Annotated in this window: 10 protein-coding genes; 7 read left to right on the top strand and 3 right to left on the bottom strand. The window is 41.1% G+C overall.

The window, feature by feature from the left end; genetic code table 11:
• Nucleotides 1-109 precede the first annotated feature (109 nt).
• Complete coding sequence (locus tag ACH0BF_RS10735) at nt 110-952, bottom strand: STAS domain-containing protein (RefSeq protein ID WP_120036260.1); 843 nt, start codon at nt 950-952, stop codon at nt 110-112.
• A 149-nt stretch (nt 953-1,101) separates the two neighbouring features.
• Here ACH0BF_RS10735 and ACH0BF_RS10740 point away from each other — a divergent pair, with 149 nt between their 5' ends.
• Entirely contained in the window at nt 1,102-1,290 is a 189-nt protein-coding gene (locus tag ACH0BF_RS10740; protein WP_120036261.1) for a hypothetical protein, read from the top strand.
• Nucleotides 1,291-1,382: 92 nt separating this feature from the next.
• Complete coding sequence (locus ACH0BF_RS10745; RefSeq protein ID WP_406909368.1) at nt 1,383-2,375, top strand: zinc-binding dehydrogenase; 993 nt, start codon at nt 1,383-1,385, stop codon at nt 2,373-2,375.
• A 74-nt stretch (nt 2,376-2,449) separates the two neighbouring features.
• On the opposite strand, the gene ACH0BF_RS10750 is transcribed toward ACH0BF_RS10745, so the two are convergent.
• Nucleotides 2,450-3,244 (bottom strand): arylamine N-acetyltransferase family protein, encoded by a 795-nt coding sequence (locus tag ACH0BF_RS10750; protein WP_406909369.1) that lies wholly within the window; start codon nt 3,242-3,244, stop codon nt 2,450-2,452.
• Between the two features lie 244 nt (nt 3,245-3,488).
• On the opposite strand from ACH0BF_RS10750, the gene ACH0BF_RS10755 reads away from it, so the two are divergent.
• Both ACH0BF_RS10755 and ACH0BF_RS10760 read left to right on the top strand, forming a co-directional pair.
• On the top strand, nt 3,489-4,889 hold the full coding sequence (locus tag ACH0BF_RS10755; protein WP_406909370.1) for a M28 family peptidase: 1,401 nt from the start codon (nt 3,489-3,491) through the stop codon (nt 4,887-4,889).
• Between the two features lie 534 nt (nt 4,890-5,423).
• Nucleotides 5,424-6,839 (top strand): amino acid permease, encoded by a 1,416-nt coding sequence (locus tag ACH0BF_RS10760; RefSeq protein ID WP_406909371.1) that lies wholly within the window; start codon nt 5,424-5,426, stop codon nt 6,837-6,839.
• A gap of 83 nt (nt 6,840-6,922) precedes the next feature.
• Here the strand turns inward: ACH0BF_RS10760 and ACH0BF_RS10765 are convergent, their stop codons facing one another.
• Entirely contained in the window at nt 6,923-7,663 is a 741-nt protein-coding gene (locus ACH0BF_RS10765) for an IclR family transcriptional regulator (RefSeq protein WP_406909372.1), read from the bottom strand.
• A 158-nt stretch (nt 7,664-7,821) separates the two neighbouring features.
• On the opposite strand from ACH0BF_RS10765, the gene ACH0BF_RS10770 reads away from it, so the two are divergent.
• From ACH0BF_RS10770 to ACH0BF_RS10780, 3 genes are all read left to right on the top strand, one after another.
• On the top strand, nt 7,822-8,694 hold the full coding sequence (locus ACH0BF_RS10770) for a dimethylarginine dimethylaminohydrolase family protein (RefSeq protein WP_120036267.1): 873 nt from the start codon (nt 7,822-7,824) through the stop codon (nt 8,692-8,694).
• Between the two features lie 268 nt (nt 8,695-8,962).
• Nucleotides 8,963-9,724 (top strand): dimethylarginine dimethylaminohydrolase family protein, encoded by a 762-nt coding sequence (locus ACH0BF_RS10775; protein ID WP_120036268.1) that lies wholly within the window; start codon nt 8,963-8,965, stop codon nt 9,722-9,724.
• A gap of 72 nt (nt 9,725-9,796) precedes the next feature.
• Nucleotides 9,797-11,416: a M20/M25/M40 family metallo-hydrolase gene (locus tag ACH0BF_RS10780; protein ID WP_120038114.1), complete on the top strand. Its 1,620-nt coding sequence runs from the start codon at nt 9,797-9,799 to the stop codon at nt 11,414-11,416.
• Nucleotides 11,417-11,508 lie beyond the last annotated feature (92 nt).

Here is an 11,508-nt window from a genome sequence, read left to right on the forward strand (position 1 = left end):
AGCCCCCATTCACAAGCAAAATAAAAAGGACTGTAGACAAACTCTAGAATTTCATTGAGTTTGTCTACAGTCTGACAGACTCATGTACATGAGCCTGTTTTTTATTTTGTCAGCTTTCAATTCTGCGAAAACCTAGGTTTTTTAATGCTTCCTGAAGGTTCACACAAGGATTTAGTTCGTTAAAATTAATACCGAGATTGACAATTGTTTGGGCGATCTCTGGACGAATGCCTGTTAAAGTGGCCTTGACTCCTGTTAAATGCAAAGCTCTGATAACTTGGAATAGCTGATCAGCAACCATTGTGTCAATAATAGGAACGCCTGAGACATCAATAATCATGTGAGATAAGTTCATGCGCGCTCCTTCTTCCAGAGCAACCTCCATTACTAATTTAGCCCGATGTGTATCAATGGCTCCCACTAGTGGAATGGCTGCAATTCCTTCTGCAACTGGGACGACGGGAACGGACAATTCTTCGAGTGCTGTATAGGCCATTTTCATAAGCTTATTGCTATGAGCTTCATATACTTCACCAATTATTTTGCAGATCTGATCAAGTAAAGGATCAATCATTTTTGAAACATCGAGCATGGTAATGGCGGCAAACTTTCTTTGCTCCAGCTCTTCTGTGAACACATCCCAAATAACTGTACGGTAAGTAGCTATCTCTCTCAGAATATTGCTCAGGGAGATATTATATTGAATAGCAATTTCCGCTGTTTTTCTTCCCAATTTCTCCACTTCTTTAGAAACAAGGTCTCCCTCTTCATATAGAGCTCTTCCAAAACACACGATTAATTTTGATCTATGCTTTCTGCGCTCAGCGAGGGAAGCGGTATTTTTTATTTCAGCTTTGTTATTTTCTTTATTGATAGCTCCTTCTATTCTTTGAGCTAAAGTCAGGTGGTTGTCTACAATTTTCGTCCCTATGTAAAGTAGCTCATCCTTCATATACGATACCTGCCCTTATAATAGTCTTTATCTTATTATAGTCCATTTTTAGCAAACAAACAGAAATACTTCAATTTTAAAAGAAATAGTTTAAGATAGGAGGTAAGTAGCTTTATATACAAAAGAAAATAACAGAGGGGGAGGGGCAGATGGTTATATTATTCGTATTTGTTGTACTCTTGCTGGTTGCAGGCGCATATGGAACTGTTTTTGTTAGCACAAAAGGAGACAAAGAATATAGAAAAGCAACGAAAGGGAATATTGCTCGTTTATCTTGGATCTACGTGGTGGTAATAACACTTTCCCTGGCAGCAGTAGGTATCTACATCACTCTTTAGAAGGGATAGCAAGGAAAATAATCAAGAGGGGGCAGTTTCATACTAAAATAGCAAAAGAGCTTTATTTTATTAATGAATATGGAGGGATGAGAGTGAAGGCAGTTGTTCATGCAGAGGTTCCGGGGATTGAAGGAGTTACATACAGGGACATGGAAGAGGATCAGCCAAAGGCCGGGGAAGTCAAAATCAGGTTAAAAACAGCCGGGTTGAATCATCGGGATTTATTTGTTCTCACCCGTCACAAGCCGTCAGATCCTCCTCTGATTGTTGGTTCAGACGGGGCTGGAGTAGTAGAAAAGGTTGGAGAGGGAGTAACGGGAATACAAGTCGGAGATGAAGTCATTGTTAATCCGGGGCTTGGCTGGCGAAAGAACAGTGAGGCGCCTCCAGCCGGGTTTGAAATTGTTGGCTTGCCTGATCATGGCACATTTGCGGAGAAAATAGTCATCCCTGCTGAAAATGCAGTACCTAAGCCAGAGTATTTGTCGTGGGAAGAAGCGGGTGTTTTGTCATTAGCTGCCCTTACTGCTTATCGTGTGCTGTTTACTAGAGGAAAGGTTACGCCTGGAATGAAAGTATTAATACCAGGAATCGGAAGCGGAGTGGCTACCTTTCTCCTTCAGTTTGCCAAAGCCGCAGGCGCCGTTGTCTATGTCACCTCTCGTTCGAGGGAGAAAGCAGCGAAGGCGCTGGAGATGGGGGCAGATAAAGTGATCGACAGCAATGAGGATTGGCAGCAAGCGCTCGGTGATGAAAAAATGGACCTCGTGATCGAATGTGTCGGGGCAGCTACGTTTAATAAGTCGCTCGAACAATTACGGCCGGGTGGAACAATCGTTACATTCGGTGCTTCAGCAGGAGATGAAGTAAACATCAACTTGCGCACTTTCTTTTATGGGCAGTTCAACCTGCTTGGTTCAACCATGGGGAGTGCTGAAGAATTTAGTGAGATGCTGAAGTTTATTGAGTCTTACAAGATAAAGCCGGTTGTCGATACTGTGTATCCGCTCAGTAAATTTAAGCAGGCTTTTAAAAGGATGGAAGAAGCCGAACAGCTAGGGAAAATCGGTTTTTCTATTCACTGATAATACATAAAAGCCCTCTAGTTTCTCTTGGAGCAGAAGAAACTAGAGGGCTTTTCTCGGTTAGAATGAAAAGGTTATTGCTCTTTGTACTTTTCTATCGCTGTCGCTAAAGCAGGAGAGCAGGTATGACGAACGGTGTGAAGCAAGGATTGTATATCTTGAAAAGAGAAAGTTTCTTCACGGCCGTCCTTCCATTTTGTATGCCGACGCTCTTCATTAATGGACTGGGTTCCATCTGGCAAAGTACGGGCAATGAGCAGTCGTTTATTAAAGGGAGAATGTGGATGGGTGTGGATGGTCTGCTTCATGTCGGATAGCTTTTCCCATGGCACAACTTCCCAGTCAAAGGCATAACAAACGAACCATTGTCCTTCATCATTGAGGCATTCCATTGCGATCTCTCCTTTTTCTGTCTTGTGCGTGCGCAGCCTAAACGTACCTGCAGGAGAGACAACTTCTTTACCGTCGAGTGGAAGAGGAGAAAGAGCAAGGCGGTTCCCAAATCCGCTGTCAGCTATATATCTTTCTCCTTCTAAATATAAAAGAACAAGGGCATGAGTGCGGTCAAGTGCCCAGTTATCATCATTATTTTTGATGGTAGCGGCTCCTAACCGTGCTTCAAAACCAAGCTCTTGCAAAAGAAGGAGTAAAAGTGGATTAATTTCATAGCAAAGCCCGCCGCGTTGTCCTCTAACCATCTTATTAGTTAAAAATTCCGCCGTAATATTCTCCTGATCCCCAAGCAATGCATCGACATTTTCAAAAGGAAACCATTCAGCAAACTTTTGCAAAACAAATGATACTCGTTTTACGGGCGGCCAAGTTTCAGTATACCCAGATTCTTTCAGTTTTTTCACTAAATGATCCATATTTATCCCTCCTCATAAGGGCTTTCCTTATGTTGAAGTCAGTATATCAAGCCGAAATTACCAATACAAGAAAAGAGGGCCTGTCCGTATTATTAACTAGATCGAATAGCACAATTCTTATAGTTAGAGAAGGTTTTCTTTGAAAAATATTGGCATATTTAGTTATTCCTTCTCTATTTTTAATATTCTAACTATTGTAATCTACCTCTAGAGGTACAAATAAACTTAGCGGAGGGAAAGAATAATGAAGAAACCGATAGTAAAAATCGCGCTTGCGGCTTCACTAACTTTCAGTGCGTTCGGCACTCAGGCTGTATTAGCTAAGCCCACTAAGACAGAACAGTCCCAACCTTATAAAGTATTTGATCATAAAATCATTCATAAAATTAATGCTGATAATATTTATAAAAATATCGATTATTTAGCGAAAGTGCCCCGTGTAGCCGGCACGAAGGAAGAGTACAATGCTGTTCAATTCATTAAAAAACAATTTAAATCGTATGGATATGATGTGGAAATTCAACCATTTACTTTTATTGGTTACACATCGCCAAGCAGTTTAGAATTGTCTGTAGAAGGCTTCACTGAAAAGTTAAATCCATCCGAATTTACATACACACCAAGCGGTGATGTGACAGGGGAAATAGTTCTTGCTGGATTAGGAAAGAAGGAAGAGCTTGCTGGGGTAGACTTAACGGGTAAAATTGCTCTGATTAAGCGTGGAGAGATTTCCTTCGGTGAAAAAGTATTAAATGCAGCTGCTGCCGGAGCTGCCGGAGTGATTATTTATAATAATGAAGAGGGAGCCTTAAACGGCACGCTTGGTGAAGCGAGCGATCATTATGTGCCGACTGTTGCCTTAACAAAGGCCGAGGGGGAGGCAGTAGCAGCTTACGTACAGAATAAGGCTGCCAGTGCTTCTTTAAAAGTCGAGGGAGCCGTCACTGAAGAGCGGCAGTCCCATAATGTCATTGCGACAAAAAAGCCAACTAATAAAAAGAAGGCTAACAATGATGTAATCGTTGTCGGCGCTCATCATGATTCTGTGGAATTAGCTCCTGGAGCAAACGATGATGCGTCCGGAACAGCCACAACATTAGAGCTTGCCCGTGTATTAAAAAACTTGCCGACTGATACTGAAATCCGCTTCATTACATTTGGTGCAGAGGAACTCGGACTGATTGGTTCTCAATATTATGTGGACAACCTTCCTGAATCTGAATTAAATCGTATCATCGCTAATTTCAATCTCGATATGGTCGGAAGCAGGGATGCCGGTGATCTTGTGATGAATACAGTGGATGGAAAGCCGAATCTCGTAACAGAGCTGGCACAGGCATCGAGTAAACGGTTAAATGGTGTACCAACTCCTTATGCCGAGGGAGGGCGCAGTGATCACGTTCCATTTGGCGAAGCAGGAATCCCAGCAGCGCTATTCATCCACGAGCCAGTTGAGCCATGGTATCATACCCCAGAAGATACCATCGATAAAATCAGTAAGGAAAAGCTTCAGGATGTAGCAGAAATAGTTGGAACAGCTATATACGATAGAGCCCGATTTGATCATATGGGACCTAAAGATAAAAAAGTAAAGGTGAAAAAGGAAAAGAACAAAGAACTGTATCATAATAAATCCATAAAATAATCTTCAGGCTTGCTACTTTTATTAAGTAAAGAACGATTTTCCTTCAAAGGGAAATCGTTCTTTTTATTGTCCAGGCATATGAGAAGACAGAGGAAAGATTCAATGGGTGATTTTTTGTAGGCAGTCATGTGCTCAATTTTAGGAGCAAGCTTTTTATTTATAAAGGTGGGATTGACAGATGGCTGAGTTTTGATTGCCGGAGAGCCGATTTTATAGTGGGCTGCTCTGATTACCGGGCAGTGTGTAAACAGAAGATGAAGAATCCGCGGTAAGCAGACTAGCTTCACTGCGGATTTTTATATTGATAGGTAATTTTATTTAGCGTTTACATATTAGAGAATTCAAAATATATTGACATGTAATCGTTTTATTATTTATAATCTAACAAAAGGATTTCCTTTAAACAGAAAGACATTCCGTTATACGGAAAAATAGGAGGGAGTTTACCGGTTAAAAAAGTAGAATTTGCTAGGCAATAAGCAGCGCTGGCTTTTTGAAAAGTTTTATACCTTGATAGATTAGGGGGTTCGGTTAATGGAAGGGATGCAATCTCACGAACAATTAAACCGTTCTATGAAAAAACGTCATTTATTTATGCTTTCACTTGGAGGAGTTATTGGTACAGGTCTTTTCCTGAATGCTGGTTATACAATTAATCAGGCAGGGGCAGGAGGGGCCATGATAGGGTATTTAGTCGGTGGTGTCATCCTATACATGGTCATGGTCTGCTTAGGCGAACTTGCTGTTCATATGCCTGTTACGGGTTCATTCCAAAAATATGCCGCTAAGTATATTGGTCCTTCCGCTGGTTTTGCTCTTGGATGGATGTACTTTGTAGGATCGGCGGCGACCGCCGGCGTAGAATTTACAGCAGCCGGAATTTTAATGAAACAATGGTTTCCGCATGTTCCTGTTTGGATTTGGTGTGCTGTGTTTATCGTTCTATTGTTTACTTTGAATGCGCTCACAACAAAAGGGTTTGCTGAGGCAGAATACTGGTTTGCTGGAATAAAAGTTGTCGCGGTTATCGCCTTTATTCTTATTGGAATTGCCGGTATCTTTGGTTTTATTCCTTTGTCGGATCGTCCGGCTCCTTTCTTTAACAATCTCGCACCTTCCGGACTGTTTCCAGCTGGAATTGCCATTGTTTTTGTGACAATGATGAATGTCATTTTTTCCTACCAGGGCTCCGAATTAATCGGGATTGCTGCTGGGGAAAGTGAAGAGCCCGAAAAGAATATTCCGAGGGCTATACGCAATGTGCTTTTCAGAATTATTGTATTTTATATTGCTTCTATCATTATTCTGGCTGCTATATTTCCTTCTTCTGAACTAGGTTTGTTAGAGAGCCCATTTGTTACATTAATGAAGCTGGCGGGAGTTCCATATGCTGCTGGAATCATGAATTTCATTATCTTAACGGCTATTCTGTCTGTTGGAAACTCATGTCTATATGCCTCTACTCGTTTATTATGGGCGATGGCCCATGATGGAATGGTGCCTAAGTTATTTGGAAAGCTGTCCAAAAGAAAAGTTCCTTTAAATGCTCTTCTTTTTACAATCTCCTTCTCATTGTTATCTTTGCTGACGAGCTTTATTGCTGCTGACACTGTGTTCGTGCTGCTTATGTCGATAGCGGGGATTTCTGTTACGATCTCATGGATGGGCATCGCTTTGTCACAATATATGTTCCGGAGAAGATTTATAAAAGCGGGAGGGAAGAAGGAAGAACTGAAATATAGAGTTCCTCTTTATCCGTTTGTTCCTTTGTTCTGTGTCACGTTCTGTTTCTCTATTCTTGTCTTCCTTGTCTTTGATCCGACTCAGCGAATCGGTGTATTGTACGGCACTGGCTTCTTAGTTGCTTGTGTACTATTTTATAAATTTAAATTGGCAAAAAAAGCAGGAGCCTCGGAAGATTTGGACGAAGATGACCAGGATATTGTCTAACTATTTTAATGATTGATCAAATATAAAAAAGCAATGGATGTATATCGGTTTGAAAAGGCCGATTCATCCATTGCTTTTGATAATTAAAGCCCGCTATATCCTAATTTAGCAGAAATACGTTTACCGGTTTCGATCACATTCTCAATTAGAAAGCCTAGTTTTTCATCTGTCAGGTTAAAGCTGACAAAACCAACACTCACTGCTCCGTGCACTTCTCCGAAATGGTTTAAGATCGGGGCAGCAACAGAGGATGTTCCCTCTGTTCTTTCGCTATGGCTAATGCCATAACCCTTCGTTTTTGTTTCTTTCAACAATTCCCAAAAAGCTGTTCTTTCTTGTTCTGGAAGAAGCGTATCTACAATTTTTTTTGCTTGTTTGTATGGCATGTAAGCAAGCATAACTTTATTAGCGGCTCCTATGTTCATCGGGATTCGCAAGCCCAGCTGGTCAAACACACGGATCGTATTTTTTTCACTGTCGATCCGTTCGATGATTAGTGACTCTGTTCCTGCCGGCTGGCTAAGGTAGACGCTTTCTTCTACATTTGTCATGAGCCTTTCTAATTCAGGTCTTATTTGGCTAATGTAATCCATTTTGTCATACATGCGCAGGCCGTATTCAAGCCAAATATTGCCTAAACCATATTGTTTAGATTGTTCATCTTGTTGAATTAAGCCGTGCTTAGCCATTGCTTTTAATAAGCGGTGCATGGAACTTACAGGAAGGTCACATTTTTGAGATAGTTCCGTAATAGATAGCCAGTTTTCCGATTCATCAGAAACTAGCACTTGAATAACATTCATCGCACGATCAATTGATTGCATAAACGTATCACCTGTCTTTCGCCACAAAATCATAAAATGAAATTTTCTGAAAAAAATTAAAACATTATTGACAGTATAACATATTAAATTTTATAATTTAAGAAACTTTCCTAACAACGGAATCAAATTCCGTACAACGGAAAATAAGGAGGGAGAAAATGACATATTGCTCGTCTATGTATAAACCATTAGAACGTGTAATTGTAAAACACCCTAATGATGCTTTTATTAGCCAGGATCAAATAAACAATGAATGGCAAAAGTTCAACTATGTAGAAGCACCAGATTTTAATGAAGCTCTAAATGAGTATGCAGACTTCATTTCCATACTGGAAAAACATGTTCCCCAGATTGATTATTTACCGACATCCTCAAAAGTTGGAATGGACTCTTTGTATGCGCATGATCCTGTGAAGTTTACAAGCAAAGGAGCCATTATTTTAAAATCTGGAAAGGCATTAAGGCAGCCTGAGGCGGGTGTATATAAAGAATTTCTTAAAGAAAAGAACATCCCGGTTATCGGTGAATTAACCGGCAATGCTGTAGCAGATGGCGGTGACATTGTCTGGCTTGATGACCGGACACTCGCTGTCGGACGTGGTTATCGTACGAACGATGAAGCCATCCGGCAATTAAAAGAAATGACAGCCGACCTTGTAGATGAATTTATTATTGTTCAGCTTCCCCACGATCAGGGAGAGGCAGAATGTCTTCACCTTATGTCTTTCATCAGCATGGTGGATCGCGATTTAGCGGTTGTGCATTCCCGGCTAATGCCAGTTTTTTTCAGGCAGCTTCTGATCGAGCGCGGTATTCAGCTAATTGAAGTGCCAAATGATGAATATATGAACTTAGGATGCAATGTGCTTGCACTAGCTCCGAGAGTATGTGTGATTGCTGCTGGAAACGATTGCACCAAACAGCAGTTGCTTGATGCAGGGGCTACGGTATATGAATACAAAGGAAATGAAATCAGCTATAAAGGCACTGGCGGGCCAACTTGCTTAACTTGTCCAGTTGTTCGTAATTAATAAAGGCTCTTTTTAAAAGAGTATTGTTTGTTAATAAGTTTTGAGAAAGTAAATCGCTAATAAAGAAGTTGATTGGAACGGAGGGAGCGAGACTCCAGGGGGAACAGTGAGACAAATGAGACGCCACAGGCGCACAGCGCCGAGGAGGCTTACCGTCCGCCCTGCTCCAACGGATCAGTCTGGAGCAGAAATCAACCATTCTTTTTTATGAACTGGCAACATAGTTTACGAAAATAGCCTTAATAAAAAATCATTGGAGGAATCACTTATGTTTAAAAATGTCATCGTAAAAACACCAGGAAAAAGCTATGTAAATGGATTAACAACATCTGACCTAGGAAAGCCAGATTATGATAAATTACTTGAGCAGCATGCTGCTTATGTAGAAGCTTTGAAAAAGTGCGGCGTGGCCGTTACACACTTGCCAGCAAGTGAAGAGTTTCCAGATTCCACTTTCGTTGAAGATACGGCTGTCTTGACTCCAGAATTTGCTGTTATTTCAAATCCGGGAGCTGATTCAAGAAACGGAGAAATTAAAGAAATGGAGCCGGTTTTAAAAGGATTCTACGACAAGCTTCACTATATTAAAGCTCCAGGGACATTAGATGGAGGAGATGTTCTTCAAGTGGAAGATCATTTCTACGTTGGTATTTCTGAACGTACAAATGAAGAGGGAGCTCGTCAATTTAAAGAAATCATGGAATCGGAAGGCTATAAAGCAACGATTGTTCCATTGGAGAAGTTCTTTCATCTAAAAACAGGGATTGCTTATCTTGGCAATAACTTGATCGTAGCTGCTGGTGAATTTATCGGCCATCCAGACTTTGCCCAATACGACCAGCTTACTGTTTCAGCTGAAGACGAATATTCAGCGAACTGCATCCTTGTAAATGACTATGTCATCATTCCAAAGGGATACGAAGAGACAAAACGCAAAATGAACGAAGCGGGATACAAAACAATCGAATTAGAAATGTCAGAATTCCAAAAGCAAGATGGCGGGTTAAGCTGCTTATCCTTGCGCTTCTAAAGATTACAACAACACTTCCATCAGCAGGGCTAGTCTCTGCTGATGGAAAAACAAACGGGAAAGGTGATTTCAATGAGCCAATTATTATGGGGAACTCCTGAAACTCTTCGGGCGCTGTTATGTGAGCTTGTCAGCTGGGATAGCCGCACTTTCACAGATGGGGAACGAAAATTTGCTTATAATGTTCGAGAAAAATTAAGCGAGCTTGACTACTTTAAAAAGCATCCAGACTATTTATCCCTTCACCCAGCCGATCTTGGCCGACATTTCGTTACGGCATTTTATAGACATCCTGAAGCAAAGGATACAGTTGTGTTAATTAGTCATTTTGACACAGTCCAGACAGAAGAGTATGGCGATCTTGAACCTCTTGCTTTTAGACCGGAAGAACTGACGAAAGAATTGCTTAATCGAAAAAGTAATCTGCCAGAAGGGGCGCGCATTGATCTTGAGTCAGGAAAGTACCTATTCGGACGCGGAACAATGGATATGAAAATGGGGCTCGCCCTTCATATGGCTCTAATCGAAAAAGCAAGCATTGAACAGTGGCCGATTAACCTAGTGCTCTTAACGGTTCCTGATGAGGAAGTAAATTCCTCGGGTATGAGAGCAGCGGTCACAGAGCTCGTAAATATGCGCGATAAGTACGGCATTTCTTATAAGCTATTTTTAAATAGTGAACCGTCTTTCTCACAAAAACCAGGTGATGAGAAACATTATGTTTATTCCGGAACACTAGGGAAAATTATGCCGGCCGCTCTTTTTTACGGGAAAGAGACTCATGTCGGGGAACCGTTAAAAGGAATGACAGCAAACTATATCGCTTCTTTCCTTACACAGATGATGGAATGGAATCCTATTTTTCATGAAAGTGACCTTGGTGAAAATACTCCTTTACCAGTCTCCCTTCAACAAAAAGATTTGAAAACACAATACTCAACACAGACACCTTATCGTGCGGCTGCTCTTTATAATGTCTTTTTAATGAAAAGAACGGCTTCCGAGATTATGGATCTATTTGAAGAAGTGGCACAAAAGGCAGCAAAAAAGTGCAATGAGGCTTACAAAGTGCTTTGTCAGAGTGAACAAATTGATGGAGTTGGCGAAGTTCGAGTATTGCGCTATGAAAAGCTGCTTGCTTATGCCGCAGAAAAGCTGGGCAGCGAGCTTGTTAAGAAAATAAAAGATGAAGTTCAAGAAAACACCGAATGGGATGAACGGGAAAAATCACTGCGAATCGCTGATAAACTGCTGATCCAGTGTCAGGAGCTTGCACCGGCGATTGTTTTGTTGTTTGCCCCTCCATATTACCCGGCTGTTAATACGTCTGGTGACCCACTTGTTATAGAATCTGTTCAGCTAGTAAAGAAAGTGGCGAGCAATTTTGGTGTAGACGTGGAGCAGATTCATTATTTTAATGGGCTTTGTGATTTAAGTTATGTCCACTATCATGATGAAGCCAATGGATGGGAGGCTTTTGAACGCAATACACCCGTTTGGGGAGATATTTACACGATTCCTTTTGCTGATATGCTTCAGCTTCAAGCACCTGTGCTCAATGTAGGACCGTTCGGTAAAGATGCCCATCAGCTTACTGAGCGCCTTCATATCGACAGTGCATTCGTTCATACTCCGGCCATGCTTGATCATTTAATAAAGAGTATGGTAAAAAAAACAGTTGAGATGCGATAGGATGGACCTATCGCATTTACCCAATTGGCAGCAAAGCACAGTAGCATGATAGATAAATAGCTGAAGTTAATTTTCATCGCTTGACGATAAAA

Source organism: Pseudobacillus sp. 179-B 2D1 NHS (genome assembly GCF_045370945.1).
Lineage (GTDB): Bacteria > Bacillota > Bacilli > Bacillales > Domibacillaceae > Pseudobacillus.

Excerpts from the sequence above, each read along its gene's own strand:
- ACH0BF_RS10735 (WP_120036260.1), bottom strand. The coding sequence starts at position 952 with ATGAAGGATGAGCTACTTTACATAGGGACGAAAATTGTAGACAACCAC.
- ACH0BF_RS10750 (WP_406909369.1), bottom strand. The coding sequence starts at position 3,244 with ATGGATCATTTAGTGAAAAAACTGAAAGAATCTGGGTATACTGAAACT.
- ACH0BF_RS10765 (WP_406909372.1), bottom strand. The coding sequence starts at position 7,663 with ATGCAATCAATTGATCGTGCGATGAATGTTATTCAAGTGCTAGTTTCT.
- ACH0BF_RS10755 (WP_406909370.1), top strand. The coding sequence starts at position 3,489 with ATGAAGAAACCGATAGTAAAAATCGCGCTTGCGGCTTCACTAACTTTC.
- ACH0BF_RS10780 (WP_120038114.1), top strand. The coding sequence starts at position 9,797 with ATGAGCCAATTATTATGGGGAACTCCTGAAACTCTTCGGGCGCTGTTA.
- ACH0BF_RS10760 (WP_406909371.1), top strand. The coding sequence starts at position 5,424 with ATGGAAGGGATGCAATCTCACGAACAATTAAACCGTTCTATGAAAAAA.
- ACH0BF_RS10770 (WP_120036267.1), top strand. The coding sequence starts at position 7,822 with ATGACATATTGCTCGTCTATGTATAAACCATTAGAACGTGTAATTGTA.
- ACH0BF_RS10740 (WP_120036261.1), top strand. The coding sequence starts at position 1,102 with ATGGTTATATTATTCGTATTTGTTGTACTCTTGCTGGTTGCAGGCGCA.
- ACH0BF_RS10775 (WP_120036268.1), top strand. The coding sequence starts at position 8,963 with ATGTTTAAAAATGTCATCGTAAAAACACCAGGAAAAAGCTATGTAAAT.